Origin of the sequence: Streptomyces sp. NRRL S-1813, from assembly GCF_000719605.1 — a bacterium.
GTDB lineage: Bacteria > Actinomycetota > Actinomycetes > Streptomycetales > Streptomycetaceae > Streptomyces > Streptomyces decoyicus.
This window is the reverse complement of record NZ_JOHB01000022.1, coordinates 141,928-159,636: the sequence shown is the minus strand read 5'-3', so window position 1 is coordinate 159,636 and position 17,709 is coordinate 141,928. Positions and strand designations below refer to the sequence as shown.

Here is a 17,709-nt window from a genome sequence, read left to right as displayed (position 1 = left end):
CTGGGGCCTCCCCACCGAAGGTAGGGGCGGATCTGGCAGCCGCGATGGCATTCAATCACTTACCGGCAGGCGTGCACGACGCCCTTTGAGCATTGTCCGTCACTCCGGTGACACACTCGGTGCCGATGGCCTCCAATCCAGTCCCGCCGGATGCGGGCGCGCGCCCTTCCCCAGGCATGATTCTCGAACGTCTCGCCCGGGGCGCGACCCGCGCTGCGCGCATCACTCATACGGAGCACTTGCCCCCGCGCATCGGCCGCCATGCCGACTGGCCGGAACAGATCCGGCCGGAAGTGATCGATGCCATCCGTTCGGCCGGAATCGAGCGTCCCTGGGCCCACCAGGCACGGACATCCGAACACGCGCTGCGCGGCGAGTCGGTCGTCGTCGCCACCGGCACCGCCTCGGGGAAGTCCCTGGCGTATCTCGCGCCGGTCCTCTCCACGCTCCTGGACGGCTCCGAGGCCCCGAACGGGCGGGGCGCCACGGCCCTGTATCTGGCCCCCACGAAGGCGCTGGCAGCCGATCAGAGGCGTGCCGTACGCGAACTGGCCGCCCCGCTGGGCACCGCGGTGCGGCCCGCGGTCTACGACGGCGACACCCCCGTCGAGGAGCGCGAGTGGGTCCGCCAGTACGGCAACTACGTCCTGACCAACCCCGACATGCTGCATCGCGGCATCCTGCCGGCGCACGCCCGCTGGTCCTCCTTCCTGCGCGCGCTGCGCTATGTCGTCATCGATGAATGCCACAGCTACCGCGGCGTCTTCGGCTCCCATGTCGCGCAGGTCATCCGCCGGCTGCGCCGCATCTGCGCCCGGTACGGCTCCGAGCCGGTGTTTCTGCTCGCTTCCGCCACGGCCGCGAAGCCGGCGCAGGCCGCGACCCGGCTCACCGGTCTGCCCGTGGTGGAGATCACGGAGGACACCTCGCCGCGCGGCGAGTTGGTCTTCGCGCTCTGGGAGCCGCCGCTGACCGAACTCCACGGCGAGCAGGGGGCCCCGGTCCGCCGGACCGCGACCGCCGAGACCGCGGATCTGCTCACCGACCTGGCCGTCCAGGGCGTACGCACCGTCGCCTTCGTCCGCTCCCGGCGCGGCGCCGAGCTGATCGCCCTGATCGCGCAGGAGCGGCTCGCGGAGGTGGACCGCTCGCTGCCCGGGCGGGTCGCCGCGTACCGGGGCGGATATCTGCCCGAGGAGCGCCGCGCCCTGGAACGCGCTCTGCACAACGGCGATCTGCTCGGCCTGGCCGCCACCACCGCGCTCGAACTGGGCGTGGACGTCTCCGGTCTGGACGCCGTGGTGATCGCCGGCTATCCGGGGACCCGGGCGTCCCTGTGGCAGCAGGCCGGCCGGGCGGGCCGTTCGGGGCAGGGGGCGCTCGCCGTGCTCGTGGCCCGCGACGACCCGCTGGACACCTATCTCGTCCACCACCCCGAGGCGCTCTTCGACCAGCCCGTCGAGTCCACCGTCCTCGACCCCGACAACCCCTACGTGCTCGCCCCGCACCTGTGCGCGGCCGCCGCCGAACTCCCGCTCACGGAATCCGACTTCGTGCTCTTCGGACCCGCGGCCGGTGGTCTGATGCCGCAGCTGGAGGCCGCGAACCTGCTGCGGCGGCGCGCCAGGGCCTGGCACTGGACGCGCCGTGAGCGGGCCGCCGACCTCACCGACATCCGCGGCCAGGGCGGCCCGCCGGTGCAGATCGTGGAGGCCGGCACCGGGCGGCTGCTGGGCACCGTGGACGCCGCCGCCGCGCACACCACCGTCCACGACGGCGCGGTCCACCTCCACCAGGGCCGTACCCATGTCGTCCAACACCTCGACCTGGCCGACAACGTGGCGCTCGTCGAGGAGGCCAGTCCGCCCTATTCCACAACTGCCCGCGACACCACCGCCATCGCCGTCCTCGAGACCGACACGGAGGTCTCGTGGGGCGACGGCCGGCTGTGCTTCGGGTCCGTCGAGGTCACCAATCAGGTCGTCTCCTTCCTGCGCCGCAAACTGATCACCGGCGAGATCCTGGGCGAGACCAAGCTCGATCTGCCGCCCCGTACGCTGCGCACCCGCGCGGTGTGGTGGACGGTCACCGAGGACCAACTCGACGCCGCCCGCATCAACCCCGAGCAGCTGGGCGGCGCCCTGCACGCCGCGGAACACGCCTCCATCGGCATGCTGCCGCTCTTCGCCACCTGCGACCGCTGGGACATCGGCGGCGTCTCGATTCCTCTCCACCCGGACACCCTGCTGCCGACCGTCTTCGTCTACGACGGCCATCCGGGCGGCGCCGGCTTCGCCGAGCGCGCCTTCCACACGGCCGCCGCCTGGCTCACCGCCACGCGCGATGCCATCGCCTCCTGCGAATGCGAGGCCGGCTGCCCTTCCTGCATCCAGTCGCCCAAGTGCGGCAACGGCAACGACCCGCTCCACAAGCGGGGAGCCATCCGGTTGCTGGGCGAGCTGTTGCGCGGGGCGCCACGGGGGACGTGACGGGAGTGCCGCCACGGGCGGGGCCCGGACCTCGGCAGCCGTGGCGGGCCGGGCCCGCGCCGGGTCGCTGCGCCCCGCCGGTCCGGCGCGGGCCCGTACCCGCGAGGTGAACGGGCTGCGGCCCGCTTCGGCCGAGACATCGGCGACCGGCCCGGCCACCGCACAGCGCACCAGGCGGGTGTGCTGCGCGGCCGCCACCCGGCGGGCCGCCGCACAGGCGCCGGCCGGGCCCTGAAGTGCGTGATCAGCGGCGGCCAGCGCCGCCAGGTCCGCGGCGCCGCCCGCCCGGTGGCGTGCCGTGACGGCCTGTCCGACGGCGATCAGGGCCACGAAGACCGCACACAGCGCCGCCGCCGCGAAGACCGTCCAGACCGTCGCCGAGCCCTCATCGGCGCACCGTCTCCTCTGCAAGAGCCACCGCCTCCCCTCCGACCTGGACCGTCAGCTGCCCCACACCGGGCAGTTCGGCGTCGACCCGTACGCGCACCAGGTCGCCCTCCCGCGTCAGCGCGATCCGCGCGCCCCGTGGAGCCGCCCCCCGCGCCGCCGAGAGCGCCGCCGCCCGTGGTTCCGACCGCGCCGCGGCACGCGCCCCCGCCTGCGCCGCGTCCACACACTCGATACGGGCACAGACCGCCATCAGCCCCCAGATGAGCGCCGCCACCACCGCCACCAGCACGGGCAGGACCACGGCGGCCTCCGCGGTCACAAATCCGGCGTCCCGCGCGCCCCGCGGGGCGTCCCGGGTCCTGGGCCCGGGGGCCCGACGACGCGGGGCCCCGCGATCAGAACTGGACATTGATCGCCCTCTCGAGCACCGACTGGAGCAGCGCCTTCACCGGTCCGCTCGTCACGACCTTGTAGAGCACGGCCGCCAAGGCGCAGGCCGCGAGCGTCCCCACGGCGTACTCCGCCGTGGTCATCCCCCGGTCGTCGGCCCCGAGCGCACGCAGCTCCGCCCACCACCGTCGGAACATTCCACCCCGAAACATTGCATCCCCCTTTGTATGACCTCTGTGTGTGACCTCTGTTGGACGGCCTCGGATGATCGGTTGAAGGGCCTCGGATGAAGGGCCTCTGGCATGACCGTTGGCGGGTCTCGCTCGGCCACCGGTCATGCGGCCGGTGCGTGGGGCGTCCACCCACCGGCGACACAGCCGGTCAGCCGGACTCCTCCACCGCCGGCGTCCACCCGCCCCGCACCGTTTCCTCCCCCGGCCGTCGAACTCGCCTCGCTGCCCGCTCAGTTACGCCCCAGCAGACCGCCGGCCAGGCCGATCAGTACCGGCGCCACTCCGAGCGCCAGGAACGCCGGCAGAAAGCACGCCGACAGCGGCAGGGTGACCAGCACCCCGGCCCGTCGCGCACGCGCGGTCGCGGCTCGGGCCTGCTCCGCGCGGAGTTCGGCGGCGATCCGGGAGGCCGATTCGACGGCCGGGACCCCGGATATTCCGGCGCGTTCCATACAGCGCGCCAGCCCTTCGGCCCCGGGGAGAGCGGCCAGCCGCGGCCATACGACGGCGGGTTCACCGCCCAGACGCAGTTCCGCCGCCGCCTGACGCAGCCGCTCGGCAACCGGTCCGTCGAGCGACCGGCCCACCGCTTCGGCCGCTTCCCTCGGTCCGGCTCCCGCCGCGAGGCAGGCCGCCAGCAGATCACCGGCCGGTGCCAGTTCCGCCCGTACCTCCGCGTCGGCCAACCGCGTTGCCTCCGCGCCCCGTTGGTGCGCCAGCCGACGATGCGCGCCGTATCCCACGGCGAGTCCCGCCAGGACACCCGCCACGCCACCGACGAGAATGACCATGAAACCGGCCGCTCCCAGGGGCCCGGCCCACTCCATCGCCCGACCGCTCCGTGGCGCACCGCCCTTCGTCGTCGCCGCTCGCCCGCGCCATCGGAGCCGGATGAACGCCCCGCGGCGGGCGCCGCCCGCGCCGTACCGTTCGGCCCCACCGCGCCACACCCCCGGCACCCGTCTCTGCACGGCTCGCACGCGACGCGCCTCCCGCACCAGCGCCACCGCGCACAGCACCGCCGCCACGGCCGCAATCACTATCCCCACCCTGTGGACAACTTCCGCGCTCACACCGACCCCTCCCTACCCGTCTTCCGCGGCCTGGACGATCCGGACCGTCCAGGCCACCCCGCACCACTCCAGGAGCCCGCCGACCGCCAGGCAGCCCCACCCGGCCGGGGTGTGCAGCAGCACCCGCAGGGGGTCTGCGCCCAGTGCGCTGCCCATCAGGAGCCCGGCCACCGGCAGCAGGGCGAGCATCAGCGCGGTGGCCCGGGGTCCCGCCAACTGGGCCCGTAGCTCGTCACGTTGGTCCCGTTGGGCCCGGAGCCCGGCCGCGATCCGCTCCAGCCCCGAGGCCAGCCCTGCGCCGCCCTCCACCGCCACCTGCCAGCACGCGGCCATCCCGGTCAGCCCCGCGGCGCCCGGCAGCCGCGCCGCCTCCCGCAGCGCCCGGGCCACGTCCCCTCCGTACCGCGCAGCCGCCACCACCGCCGAGCCGGCCGCTCCCAGCCCCGGGGCGCCCGCGGCGAGCAGGGCCTGGGCGGGCTGCCGCCCGGCCCGCAGCTCCCCCGCCACCGCCGCGCACAACCCGATCACCGCGGCAGCCCGCCGGTCGCGCGCACGCACCGCTCCACGGGCGGCCAGCCACCGCCGGACGAGGAGGAGGCCCACCACGGAGGCGAGCAGCGGGAGCACGGACCCGCCCAGCACCCCCAGCACCAGCCCCGTCGGCAGACACCAGATCTCCCGCCCGACGTCTCCCCAGCGCCCGAAGCTCCAGCGCCGCCCCGCTTCCCCTTCGACCACCCGCCCCGCGCACCACTTCCGCGCCCTCTCGCCCCGCCGCCCCATCGCCGGGTCCGCCTCTCCGGCGCCCCCGAACAGCGCCCGGGCCCGCCGCCGTACGTCGTCCCGTCGACCACCGGCCAGCCGGACCGCGGCCGCAGCACAGAGCGCCGCGACCACCAGCGCCACGCCGGCCGCGCTCATCGGCCCCCGCCCCGTTCACACAGCCGCATCAACCGCCCCCAGCCCCGCGCCTCTTGGAAGCCGTCCGGGCCCCAGACGGCAGCCGGCACGGTCACCACGAAGCCGTCGCGGTCCCGCTCCAGCACATGGAGCTCGGCGATCCGGCGCCGGCCGGACCGGTCCCGCACGAGATGCAGCACGACCGAGAGCGCGGCCGCCAGCTGGCTGTGCAGCGCGGCGCGATCCAGGCCCGCCGTGGAACCGAGGGCCTCCAGACGCGCGGGGACATCACATGCGGCGTTGGCATGGACCGTTCCACAGCCGCCCTCATGCCCCGTATTCAGCGCCGCCAGCAGGTCCGTGACCTCGGCGCCGCGCACCTCCCCGACCACCAGCCGGTCCGGCCGCATCCGCAGCGCCTGCCGTACGAGGTCCCGTAGCGTCACCCGGCCGACGCCCTCCTGGTTGGCGGGCCGGGTCTCCAGCCGCACCACATGGGGGTGGTCCGGGCGCAGCTCCGCCGAGTCCTCGGCCAGGACGATCCGCTCGGCCGGGCCGACCAGTCCGAGCAGCGTGCTGAGCAAAGTGGTCTTCCCTGAGCCCGTACCGCCGCTGATCAGGAACGAGAGCCGGGCCGCCAGCAGCGCGCGGAGCAGCCGGTCGCCGCCCGGCGGGACCGTGCCGGCCGCCACCAGCTCCGCAAGGCCGAAGGCCCGCGGCCGCAGCACCCGTAACGACAGACAGGTCCCGGCGACCGCCACCGGGGGCAGCACCGCATGCAGCCGGGTGCCGTCCGGAAGCCGGGCGTCCACCCATGGCCGGGCATCGTCCAGCCGCCGGCCGGCCACCGCCGCCAGCCGCTGGGCGAGTCTGCGCACCTCTGCCGCGTCCCGGAAGCGGACCTCGGTGCGTTCCAGCCCGCCGCCGCGGTCCACCCAGACCTCGTCCGGCGCGGTGACCAGGACGTCCGTGACGTCGGGCGCGGCCAGCAGCGGTTCCAGCGGGCCGCTGCCCACCATCTCCGACCGCAACGAGGCCACCACACCCAGCACTTCGGCATCTCCCAGGAGCCGCCCCTGTTCACGCAGTGCCACCGCCACCCGGGCCGGCGTGGGCTCCGCCCCGGCCTCGGCGAGCCGCCTGCGCACCATCTCCAGCAAGTCCTGGCCCTGGCTCATGACCGGCCTCCCTTCCGGGCAGCCGTACGGTGAGCCAGGGGGCCGGCTGCCGGCCACGGCACCGCACTGCCTCTCGGCCCGGCCCCCGGTCGCGGCCCGCCGGCCGGAGCCGGCCCCGCACCGCTGCCCGGCCCGGGCCCCGGCAGCGCAGCGGAACCCGGCCCGCCGCCTTCGCCCCCGCAGTCCGCCACCCGTCCCCAGAACCCCGCGCAGAACCGTGCCAGCGGCCCACGCGCCTGCGCTCCCGGCGGCACGCCACGCGCGAGATCCGCCGACAGGTCCGCCTCCCAGGGCACTTCCCCGGCCAAGGGCAGCTCCATGAGGCGGGCGATATCGTCCGGCGGCAGTCCGTGCCCATGGCGTCCGGGAGCCCCGAGCGCCACCACCCGCAGGTCGCCGAGCACCTTCTGCACCCCGGAGGCCACCCGCTGGGCCGCGGCGACCGCGCGCAGTTCCGTAGGGACGATCAGCAGGCCCATGTCCACCTGTGCCAGAGCCTCCGCCACCGCCTCGTCGACCCTGCGCGGAAGGTCCACCACCACGACGCCGCCACGCCGGCGCGCCGCGGCCAGCACCGCGCGCATGGCCGGGGGCGGGATGGTGACATCGGAGCCCCGGTCCCAGCTGAGGACCCGCAGCGAGTGCAGCCGCGGCAGCGACTCCGCGAGGGCGCCGCAGGCCACCCGGCCGCGCGATTCGGCGAAGGCGGGCCAACGCAGGCCCTTTTCCTTCTCCCCGCCCAGCAGGACGTCCAGCCCGCCGCCCAGGGGGTCTCCGTCGATGAGCAGGGTGCGCCGTCCCGTACGGGCCGCGGTGACGGCCAGCGCGCCGGCCAGGGTGCTCGCTCCGGCGCCCCCGCGGCCACCGATGACACCGACCGTCAGGGCCGGGGGTCCGACGCCCTCGATCGCGTCGGCGATCCGGTCGGTCAGCCAGCGCTCGCCGTCGGGAAGGGCGAGGACGCTCTCGGCCCCGAGGGCGACGGCCTGGCGCCAGAGCTCGGGGTCGTCCTCCTCCCCGCCTGTGAGGATGACGCCCGGCCGCCGTCCGGCGCCGCGTAACCGGGGCGCGCAGTCGTCGCCGACGATCACCAGGGGCGGTGCTTCCCAGTCCCCTTTGCGGGCCGGCAGGCCGTGCGCCACTTCGGGCAGCGCACCGGCCGCCGCACACAACCGCAGAAGATCGTCGAGGAGCCGTTCGTCCTCGGTGATGATCAGCGGCCCGCCCGGCTCCTCACTGGTTCGGACCGCCCGTTCCGATGGCGTGGTTTCGGCCACGTTCTGTCCCCCTGTCGCTACACAACTCGCACCTCCGCGAACTCGCGGACTTTCACCGTGCAGCGATCGGGGAAATCTTGTGGATCTTGAACCAAAATTGTGGACAACGTCGCGACTGTGAATATCCCTGTCACCTATTCCAGCGACGAGGGGCAACTTCCGGGATCCGAGAGAGCCTTCCTCAGAGCAGCACGACAACTACGGTGCGTAATGGGATGCGCGCAGCGAGGGCGCGGGCGCCGCGGCGGCAAGGAGTGAAGTGGATCAGCGTCCGGCGGCGGAAAATGCGTCCGGACATGCGACGACCCCCGCCGGGGGGGAGAGCGGGGGTCGTCCCCACGGCCGACTCGGGGGGGGGAGGAGTCGGACCGGGTTAGCACGGTCGCGAACGATCCGTGACTTCCATGGTGTACCCGAGAGCCTTCTCAGGCAAACCCACGCGCCAGACCTTACGCCGAATGGTGGGCGCCTATGCTCGCCCCGTGGAAAACCACTCCGTGCCTCACTCGACTCCCCGTACTGCCGCGTTCTTCGACTTGGACAAGACTGTCATTGCAAAGTCGAGCACGCTGACCTTCAGCAAGTCGTTCTACCAAGGCGGCCTGATCAATCGGCGGGCCGTACTGCGCACTGCGTACGCCCAGTTCGTGTTCCTGGCGGGCGGCGCCGACCACGATCAGATGGAGCGTATGCGGGAATACCTCTCCTCCCTGTGCCGCGGCTGGGACGTGGCCCAGGTGCGGGAGATCGTCGCCGAGACGCTGCACGATCTGATCGACCCCATCATTTACGACGAGGCGGCCTCGCTCATCGAGGAGCATCACGCCGCGGGACGGGACGTCGTCATCGTCTCCACTTCGGGCGCCGAGGTCGTCGAACCGATCGGTGAACTCCTGGGCGCGGACCGGGTGGTGGCCACCCGTATGGTCGTCGGCGAGGACGGCCGTTTCACCGGCGAGGTGGAGTATTACGCCTACGGCCCGACCAAGGCGGACGCCGTCCAGGAGCTCGCCGTCTCCGAGGGATACGATCTCGCGCGCTGCTATGCGTACAGCGATTCGGCGACCGACGTCCCGATGCTCTCGGCGGTCGGTCACCCGTACGCGGTCAATCCGGACCGGGCGCTGCGCCGCGAGGCGGTCGCGCGTGGTTGGCCGGTTCTCTCCTTCAATCGTCCGGTACCGCTCAAGCAGCGGCTCCCCGCATTGTCGATGCCCTCGCGGCCGGCGCTCGCCGTCATGGCCGCGGCGGGTGCGGCCATGGCCACCGCGACGCTGGTCTGGTACGCGAGCCGACGGAAAACCACAAAGCCACATCTTCGCCTTATTGGCCGGAGCGCTCACGCCCGTAATGCCCGCGTTTGAAGTCAAACGTAAAGATCTGCGACACGGGGTTCCGCTTGCCCCGCCCGAGTAGTACAAAGGACTTAACGGCCCGCGAGACCAAGGACATCCGAGAGGAACACCTTTAACGCAGGAAGTGGCCCACGGACCGATGCATGAATGCCAAGCACCCACGCGACGTCGACCCGTCGATTGCGGGCCAGCCGCACCAGGTAACCGGACGAAGATTCCGACCTGATGGGCACATATTCGAGCACGCATGGTAACTCGGCGGACATGCCAGCGGCGGTACCACTCATTGGTACCGCCGCAACCCTGTTCAGGGGCGAATGAAGCAATGTTTCAGGAATCCATGAAAACTCCCGAAGCTTTCGCCTCGGCTCCTTCTTATGCCGCGCCGCGCTGGAGCGCCTCACAGACCGCAGTGCTCTCCCGTACACCGAGTTCCACCGCGCGGCCGCAGTGCGCGATCCACGCCGCGACACCCTCCGGGGTGCCCGAGACATAGCCTTCCAGCGCCGCGACGTAGGCCGCGCGCCCCAGTTCGGCGTGCCCGACCTCGGCGGGGCAGATCGACTTCGGGTCCAGTCCGCTGCCGACCAGCACGATCCGCTCCGCGGCCCGCGCGACCAGCCCGTTGCATGTGGCGAACGGCCGCAGGGCGAGCAGCTCGCCGTGCACCACCGCCGCGGTCACCAGGGCCGGCGCCTCGGTGCCGGCGAGCAGCAGCCGCGACAGCCCGTCCAGCCGCCCGGCAACCTCGTCGGCATCCGGCAACGCCAGCTCGATGAGCGGTTCGTCCACCGGCTCACCGGCCAGCCGGGGCCGTCCCACCGTCTCGTCCGCCGACTCCCCCGGCTGCCGCCCCTCGGCCGCCTCGGAGCTTCGGCCTCCTCCTGATGCCGCCACCAGATGGAGGCGCGCCAGCACCCGCAGCGGTGACTGCCGCCACACACTGAGCAGTTGCCCGCCCTCGGCCGACAGCCGCAGGGCCGCGCCGACCGTCCGCGGTTCGCTCTCGGCGCCGAAGTCGGTGCGGCGCCGGACCTCTTCGAGCGCCCAGTCGGCCCCCGAAAGCGCCGCGGAACCGCGCGCTCCGCGCAGCGCCGCCTCGGAGGTCACCTCGTTGCTGCGGCGTCGCATGACACGGTGCCCGTAGACCCGGTCGACGCCCTTGCGTACGGAGTCCACGGAGTCGGCGACCCCCGGGAGCGAGGCCAGGGTCACGAGCGGGTCGTCGCTCGCTTTGGGGGGTGCGGGGGACGTCCCCCGGGAGTTTCCAGCCATGGGTACGACCCTACGCACCACCAGGGCCGACCCCTCGAAGGAGTGGTCTTCCTCACGCAGGGCTGTCACGCAGAGCTATCTCACACTTACCCTTGGTGAACATGAAGATCGCTTTCGTAGGCAAGGGCGGCAGCGGCAAGACCACCCTGTCCTCCCTGTTCATCCGCCATCTCGCCACGGCCCGGCTCCCCGTGATCGCCGTGGATGCCGACATCAACCAGCATCTGGGCGCCGCCCTCGGCCTCGGCGATACGGAGGCCGCCGCGCTCCCCGCGATGGGCGCCCAGCTCCCGCTGATCAAGAACTATCTGCGCGGCAGCAATCCACGGATCCCGTCCTCCGAGTCAATGATCAAGACCACCCCGCCCGGTGAGGGCTCGCGGCTGCTGCGGGTCGGCGAGGACAACCCCGTCTACGACGCCTGCGCCAGGACGGTGGGCCTCGACGACTCCGCCGTGCGGCTGATGGCGACCGGGCCGTTCACCGAGTCCGACCTGGGCGTGGCCTGCTACCACTCCAAGGTCGGCGCGGTGGAGCTGTGCCTGAACCACCTCGTGGACGGCCGCGAGGAGTATGTCGTCGTCGACATGACGGCCGGCTCCGACTCCTTCGCCTCCGGGATGTTCACCCGCTTCGACATGACCTTCCTGGTCGCCGAGCCGACCCGTAAGGGCATCGCCGTCTACCGCCAGTACAAGGAGTACGCACGGGACTTCGGCGTCCCCCTGAAGGTCGTGGGCAACAAGGTGCAGGGCCCCGAGGATCTGGCGTTCCTGCGCGACGAGGTGGGCGACGATCTGCTGGTGACCGTCGGCCACTCCGACTGGGTGCGCGCCATGGAGAAGGGCCGCCCGGCCCCCTTCGCGTACCTGGAGGAGGCCAACCGCCGCGCCCTGGAGGCGCTGCACCACACGGCCGACGCCGCATACGGGCGCCGCGACTGGGAGCGCTATACGCGCCAGATGGTGCACTTCCACCTGAAGAACGCGGAGAGCTGGGGCAATGCGAAGACCGGGGTCGACCTGGCGGCGCAGGTCGACCCCTCGTTCGTGCTCTCCGAGGGGACGGCCGCCCCACAGCCCGCTTGACCTGCCAGGCGTCGCGGACGGGCCCGGAGAGGCGCTGGAGAGGTGAGCCGCCCTCCGGCGCCCGCGGCCCGGCCCCCTCAATCCCACCGCCTGCGCACACCTCCGAGCGACGGACCGGAAGGCCTGCGCACAAGGCTCCCCGCTCCGAGAAGAGGCATCAACACCACAAGCCAAAAGCCATCACATTCATCCGATAAGGGGAAGGATGACGGCATATGAACTAAAAGACTTCTCCCGCCCTTTACCTGTCATTACGATCCATTTACCGATGCTTGAGAGTCACCGGACCTTCGCTCCACAGCGACAGCCGCCGGCCGGCTCACGTCCCGCCGCAATACACCGCCGCCCCACGATCGCGCCCCGCGCGACCGCGTCGCCCCGGAGGAGACGGGAATGCCGCAGATCGAGAAGTCGCCGCCGCAGCCGCCGCGCACACCGGACCACACCGAGCCCCCTCCCGCTTCCCGTCCGCCCTCCGGGCCCGGCCCCCGAACGAAGAAGACCGGCCGGGCGGCCTTCCGCCGGGACCTCTCCGCCTCGGCCGTCGTCTTCCTGCTCGCCGTTCCGCTGTCGCTGGGCATCGCCCTGGCCACCGGCGCCCCGCTCCAGGCCGGTCTGGTCGCCGCGGTCGTCGGCGGTCTCGTCGCCGGTCTGCTCGGCGGCGCCCCGCTCCAGGTGAGCGGCGCGGCAACCGGCCTCCTGGTGGTCACCGCCGACCTGGTCCAGCGCTACGGCTGGCGCGCCACCTGCGCCATCACGGTCCTGGCCGGCCTCCTCCAACTCGCCCTGGGCGCACTGCGTGTGGCCCGTGCGACGCTGGCGGTGAGCCCCGCGATCGTGCACGGCATGCTGGCCGGCATCGGGGTCACCATCGCCCTCGGGCAGCTCCATGTGGTGCTCGGCGGCAGCCCCGACAGCTCTGCGATCGCCAACGCCACCGCGCTTCCCGGCCAGTTGGCGCATCCGCACCCCGTCGCGCTGCTGATCGGCGCGGTCACCGTCGCCGTGCTCATCGGCTGGGGGCGGCTGCCGGGCCGGGCCGGACGGTGGGCGCGGATGCTGCCGGCCCCGCTGGCCGCCGTGCTCGCCGCGACGGCCGTCAGTACGGGGACGGCGGTGGCGCGCGTGGAGCTGCCCTCCTGGCGGCTGCCCGAGCTGCCCGCGCTGCCGCACGCCTCCCTGCCGGCGCTCGCCGCCGCGGTGCTGACCGTCACTCTCGTCGCCAGTATGGAGTCCCTGCTGTCGGCGGTGGCCGTGGACCGGCTGGCGGCCGAGCGGCCGGACACGCCCACCGAGCGTGCGCGGCTCAACCGCGAGCTGGCCGGCCAGGGCACGGCCAATGTCGTCTCCGGGCTGCTGGGCGGACTGCCGGTCTCCGGGGGCGCGATGCGCGGCTCGGCCAATGTGCGGGCCGGCGCGGCCACCCGCCGCGCCACGGTGCTGCACGGCGTATGGGTGCTGTTGTGCGCCGGGCTGCTGGCCGCGGCATTGGAGCTGATCCCGCTGGCCGCGCTCGCCGCGCTGGTCATGGCCGTCGGCGTACGGATGGTGAGCTTCGCGCACATCCGGCACGTACAGCGGCACCGCGAGTTCCCGGTGTACGCCGCCACCTTGGGCGGCGTCGTCCTCTTCGGCGTGCTCCAGGGCGTGGGGACGGGCATCGCGGTCGCGGTCTTCCTGGCCCTGCGCCGACTGACCCACACCCGGATCACGGTGACCGAGGAGGCGGACGGCCACCGGGTGCGCGTCAGCGGGCAGTTGACGTTTCTGGCGGTGCCGCGGCTGACCCGGGCGCTGGCGCAGGTGCCTGCCCATACGGACGTCGTCGTCGAGCTGTGCGGCTCGTTCATGGATCATGCCGCCTACGAGGCGCTTCAGTCCTGGTCCACCGCCCATCAGGCGCACGGCGGCTGGGTGACGCTCGGCGGCCGTTCGGGCCGGCCGATCGCCGAGCCGGCCAGCGCGCACTCCTGCCGGCCGTGGACGCCATGGCGCAACCACCACTGCACCCGGCCCGCCCCCGGCCGGGCAGCGGACCCGGAGAGCAGCGGCAGCCAACTGCTGGGCGGGGTCAGCGCGTTTCAGCGCCATACGGCTCCGCTCGTGCGCGAGGAGCTGGCCCGGCTGGCGCGGGAGGGCCAGCGGCCCACCCAGCTGTTTCTGACCTGTGCCGACTCCCGGCTGGTCACGAGCATGATCACATCCAGTGGGCCGGGCGATCTGTTCACCGTGCGCAATGTCGGCAACCTGATGCCACCGCCCGGCTCGGACGCCTCCTGCGACTCCGTGGGCGCGGCGATCGAGTACGCCGTGGAGGTGCTGCGGGTCGGTTCGATCACGGTGTGCGGCCATTCGGGGTGCGGTGCCATGGCGGCGCTGCTCGGCTCCGCCGCGCCCGAAGAGGCCGAGCCGACCCCGCTCACCCGCTGGCTGCGGCACGGCCGTCCGAGCCTGGCCCGTATGCAGCGCATCGGACGGCTGGGGCGGGGCGAAGTCGCGTTGAGCGGACGGCCGGTGAGCGATGACCAGGAACGGCTGGCACTCGTCAACATCATGCAACAGCTCGACCACCTCAGGGCACATGCCTGTGTGGCCCGCCGGGTGGCCGAGGGCGCACTCACCCTGCACGGCATGTATTTCCATGTCGGCGAGGCCCAGGCATACGTGCTCGACGAGGCCAACCGGCGGTTCTGCGCGGTCCGCGGCGAACCGGCGCCGGTGACGGGCTGACCTGCGCGAAGGCCCCTCAACACCTCTGGAACAGACCGCATCGGAACAGGTCTACACCAATATTTTTCCACAGCCCTTGTCAGGGCCAGGCGTGGACTGATGAGCTATGACCTGGGGACACATCGGCCGCCCCTGGGAATGGGAGATGTTGTGAGCAACGAAAGCCTGGCCAACCTGCTCAAGGAGGAGCGGCGGTTCGCGCCGCCCGCCGATCTGGCCGCGAATGCCAACGTCACGGCCGCCGCGTACGAAGAGGCCGCGGCGGACCGGCTGGGCTTCTGGGCGGAGCAGGCCGGACGTCTGTCGTGGGAGACCGCACCCACCCAGACCCTCGACTGGTCCAACGCACCCTTCGCGAAGTGGTTCGCCGACGGCAAGCTCAACGTCGCCTACAACTGCGTGGACCGGCATGTGGAGAACGGCCTGGGCGACCGCGTCGCCATCCACTTCGAGGGCGAGCCGGGTGACACCCGCGCGATCACGTACGCCGAGCTCCAGCGTGAGGTCTCCAAGGCCGCCCATGCGCTGATCGAGCTGGGCGTGCAAACGGGCGACCGGGTCGCCATCTACATGCCGATGATCCCGGAGACGGTCATCGCCATGCTGGCCTGCGCGCGCCTGGGCGCGCCGCACTCCGTCGTCTTCGGCGGCTTCTCCGCGGACGCGCTGGCCACCCGCATCAACGACGCCGACGCCCGTGTGGTGATCACCGCCGACGGCGGCTACCGCCGCGGCAAGCCGTCCGCCCTCAAGCCCGCCGTCGACGAGGCGCTGACCAAGCCCGGCACGGAGAACGTCCGCAGCGTCCTGGTCGTCCGCCGCACCGGCCAGGAGGACGTCGCCTGGCACGAGGGCCGTGACGTGTGGTGGCACGAGATCGTCGAGCGGCAGAGCGACCAGCACACGCCCGAGGCCTTCGACGCCGAGCACCCGCTGTTCATCCTCTACACATCCGGCACGACGGGTAAGCCCAAGGGCATCCTGCACACCACCGGCGGCTACCTCACCCAGGTGTCGTACACCCATCACGCCGTATTCGACCTCAAGCCGGAGACCGACGTCTACTGGTGCACCGCCGACGTCGGCTGGGTGACGGGCCACTCGTACATCACCTACGGCCCGCTCTCCAACGGCGCGACGGAGGTGCTCTACGAAGGCACACCCGACACCCCGCACCAGGGCCGCTGGTGGGAGATCGTGCAGAAGTACGGCGTGACGGTCCTCTACACCGCGCCGACCGCGATCCGCGCCTGCATGAAGTGGGGCGACGACATCCCGGCGAAGTTCGACCTGTCGTCGCTGCGCATCCTCGGGTCGGTGGGCGAGCCGATCAACCCCGAGGCATGGATGTGGTACCGCAAGCACATCGGGGCCGACGCGACGCCGATCGTCGACACCTGGTGGCAGACCGAGACCGGCGCGATGATGCTCAGCCCGCTGCCGGGCGTCACGGCCACCAAGCCCGGCTCGGCCCAGTTGGCGCTGCCCGGTATCGCCGCGACCGTCGTGGACGACGATGCCCGCGAGGTCCCCGACGGCGCCGGCGGCTACCTCGTGCTGACCGAGCCCTGGCCGTCCATGCTCCGCACGATCTGGGGCGACGACCAGCGCTACCTCGACACGTACTGGTCGCGCTTCGAGGGCAAGTACTTCGCCGGCGACGGCGCCAAGAAGGACGACGACGGCGACATCTGGCTGCTCGGCCGGGTGGACGACGTGATGCTGGTGTCCGGTCACAACATCTCCACGACCGAGGTCGAGTCGGCGCTGGTCTCGCACCCCAAGGTGGCCGAGGCCGCGGTCGTCGGCGCCACCGACCCGCAGACGACCCAGGCCATCTGCGCCTTTGTCATCCTGCGCGGCGGTGCGGCGGAGGACGAGGGCCTGGTCGAGGAGCTGCGCGCCCATGTCGCCCAGCAGCTCGGCCCGATCGCCAAGCCGAAGCGCATCCTGCCGGTCGCGGAGCTGCCCAAGACCCGCTCCGGCAAGATCATGCGACGGCTGCTGCGCGATGTCGCCGAGAACCGCGACCTCGGTGATGTCAGCACCCTCACCGATTCCTCGGTCATGGACCTGATCCAGACGAAGCTGCCGAGCGCGGCCAGCGAGGACTGAGCGAGCGCGGATGGCAGAAGGGGCACCCGGCCGACCCTTGGGTTCTAGGAGTCGTTGCAACATCCCAGTTCAGGGGATGCATTGGACTTCGAGATCCGTAGGGACCGGACGAAGCCTCAGGGCAGGAAGAAGCTCACCCGGGAGCGGGAGGCAGACTCCCGGCTCATGCAGCAGGGTGTGCGCAACCGGGAAGCGTGCCGGATCGTCGGGATCGACGAGCGGACCGGCCAGAAGTGGCGTAACGGGCGTCACGCATACGGAAACCGGAAGGCGCTGCCACCGATCACCATGGTGGCAGCGCCTTCCGGGCCGTCCCGGTACCTGCGTGAGGAAGACCGCATCCACATCGCTGACCGGCTGCGGGAGAACGCGACCGTGCGGGCGATCGCCGCGGAGCTGGGCCGCAGCCCGTCCACCATCAGCCGGGAGATCCGCCGCAACCGGCATCCGGGGAGCGGGGCCTACCGCCCGCACGCGGCCCAGGCCCGCGCAGACGCACGCACCCTCGTCGAACGCGCCACCCGCTACGTCATGCTCCTGCACCTGCCGGGCGGCCACGGAGCTGAGGCTGTCCTGACCGCTCTGACGGCCACCGCCCAGAGCCTGCCCGTCCAGCTGAGGCGGTCACTGACCTGGGACCAGGGCAGCGAAATGGCCCGCCACAGCGAGCTCACCCTCGCCACCGACATCCCGGTCTACTTCTGCGACCCCGCCGGCCCCTGGCAGCGCGGGTCGAACAAAAACACCACGGCCTGCTGCGGCAGTACTTCCCGAAAGGCACCGACCTCTCGGTCCACAGCCCCGAACACCTCGTGACCGTCGCCGACCAGCTCAACCGCCGCCCACGCAAAACGCTCGGCTGGGAAACCCCAGCCGAGCGCCTGCAAAAACTACTCGCGGCCTGATCAACACGACCACGTGTTGCAACGATCCCTAGAAACCGCCACCCGGCCGGGTGCCCCTTCCCTCATCTCCGGCGGTCCGCGCGCCCGGCCGGCCCGGCTCTGTGCAGCGCACCCGGTACCTCTCCCGCGCCCCTCCGCTGCCCGCCCTCCAGCGGCCCGAAGCCCGAATTGCCCGTAAAGTGAGGCCCCCGGATAGCCGCTTGCACCCGCCCGGTAAAGTGGGAGCCGCGTCAATGACACGCTAAGAAACTCAGGGTGCGCCGGGAAGTCTGGTCGGCAACTGCAACAGCCGTACGCAGCTACCGAGAGGC

The 17,709-nt window shown here is 72.2% G+C and carries 12 protein-coding genes and 3 pseudogenes; 7 read left to right on the top strand and 8 right to left on the bottom strand.

Going from position 1 to position 17,709, the window contains the following annotated elements; all coding sequences use genetic code 11:
- The first annotated feature begins 125 nt into the window (after window positions 1-125).
- Complete coding sequence (locus IF67_RS0126780; protein ID WP_234341353.1) at window positions 126-2,489, top strand: DEAD/DEAH box helicase; 2,364 nt, start codon at window positions 126-128, stop codon at window positions 2,487-2,489.
- Window positions 2,490-2,627: 138 nt separating this feature from the next.
- On the opposite strand, the pseudogene IF67_RS46370 reads toward IF67_RS0126780, so the two are convergent.
- The 7 genes and pseudogenes from IF67_RS46370 to ssd form a co-directional block, all read right to left on the bottom strand.
- A pseudogene (locus IF67_RS46370) lies at window positions 2,628-2,819 on the bottom strand (Rv3654c family TadE-like protein); the annotation flags it as partial.
- A gap of 55 nt (window positions 2,820-2,874) precedes the next feature.
- On the bottom strand, window positions 2,875-3,288 hold the full coding sequence (locus IF67_RS0126770; RefSeq protein WP_078889646.1) for a TadE family type IV pilus minor pilin: 414 nt from the start codon (window positions 3,286-3,288) through the stop codon (window positions 2,875-2,877).
- On the bottom strand, window positions 3,275-3,481 hold the full coding sequence (locus tag IF67_RS0126765) for a DUF4244 domain-containing protein (RefSeq protein ID WP_051818636.1): 207 nt from the start codon (window positions 3,479-3,481) through the stop codon (window positions 3,275-3,277). The genes IF67_RS0126770 and IF67_RS0126765 overlap by 14 nt, the downstream gene beginning before the upstream one ends.
- 251 nt (window positions 3,482-3,732) lie before the next feature.
- The gene (locus tag IF67_RS0126760; RefSeq protein WP_051818634.1) at window positions 3,733-4,329 is read right to left on the bottom strand and encodes a type II secretion system F family protein; all 597 of its coding nucleotides are present in this window, start codon (window positions 4,327-4,329) and stop codon (window positions 3,733-3,735) included.
- 258 nt (window positions 4,330-4,587) lie between these two features.
- Window positions 4,588-5,496, bottom strand: a complete 909-nt coding sequence (locus IF67_RS0126755) for a type II secretion system F family protein (protein WP_030989825.1) — start codon at window positions 5,494-5,496, stop codon at window positions 4,588-4,590.
- Window positions 5,493-6,653 carry a TadA family conjugal transfer-associated ATPase gene (locus tag IF67_RS0126750; RefSeq protein WP_030989824.1) on the bottom strand — a complete coding sequence of 387 codons (1,161 nt, stop codon included), beginning with the start codon at window positions 6,651-6,653 and terminating at the stop codon, window positions 5,493-5,495. Before IF67_RS0126750 ends, IF67_RS0126755 begins: the two co-directional genes overlap by 4 nt.
- Window positions 6,650-7,930, bottom strand: coding sequence for a septum site-determining protein Ssd (gene ssd / locus IF67_RS0126745; protein ID WP_037839875.1), 1,281 nt, complete (start codon window positions 7,928-7,930; stop codon window positions 6,650-6,652). Before ssd ends, IF67_RS0126750 begins: the two co-directional genes overlap by 4 nt.
- Before the next feature lie 458 nt (window positions 7,931-8,388).
- Between ssd and IF67_RS0126740 the strand changes: the two genes are divergently transcribed.
- Window positions 8,389-9,294, top strand: a complete 906-nt coding sequence (locus IF67_RS0126740) for an HAD family hydrolase (protein WP_030989819.1) — start codon at window positions 8,389-8,391, stop codon at window positions 9,292-9,294.
- A 366-nt stretch (window positions 9,295-9,660) separates the two neighbouring features.
- Here IF67_RS0126740 and IF67_RS0126735 read toward each other — a convergent pair whose 3' ends face one another.
- On the bottom strand, window positions 9,661-10,560 hold the full coding sequence (locus IF67_RS0126735) for a hypothetical protein (protein ID WP_051818632.1): 900 nt from the start codon (window positions 10,558-10,560) through the stop codon (window positions 9,661-9,663).
- Window positions 10,561-10,661: 101 nt separating this feature from the next.
- On the opposite strand from IF67_RS0126735, the gene IF67_RS0126730 reads away from it, so the two are divergent.
- The 5 genes and pseudogenes from IF67_RS0126730 to IF67_RS39555 form a co-directional block, all read left to right on the top strand.
- On the top strand, window positions 10,662-11,648 hold the full coding sequence (locus IF67_RS0126730) for an ATP-binding protein (RefSeq protein WP_030989815.1): 987 nt from the start codon (window positions 10,662-10,664) through the stop codon (window positions 11,646-11,648).
- A gap of 393 nt (window positions 11,649-12,041) precedes the next feature.
- Window positions 12,042-14,378: a SulP family inorganic anion transporter gene (locus IF67_RS0126725; protein WP_030989814.1), complete on the top strand. Its 2,337-nt coding sequence runs from the start codon at window positions 12,042-12,044 to the stop codon at window positions 14,376-14,378.
- A 150-nt stretch (window positions 14,379-14,528) separates the two neighbouring features.
- Complete coding sequence (gene acs, locus IF67_RS0126720) at window positions 14,529-16,493, top strand: acetate--CoA ligase (protein ID WP_030989813.1); 1,965 nt, start codon at window positions 14,529-14,531, stop codon at window positions 16,491-16,493.
- Between the two features lie 165 nt (window positions 16,494-16,658).
- Window positions 16,659-16,877 (top strand): annotated as a pseudogene (locus IF67_RS46365) (IS30 family transposase); the annotation flags it as partial.
- A gap of 117 nt (window positions 16,878-16,994) precedes the next feature.
- Window positions 16,995-17,398, top strand: a pseudogene (locus IF67_RS39555) (IS30 family transposase); the annotation flags it as partial.
- Between the last annotated feature and the right edge of the window lie 311 nt (window positions 17,399-17,709).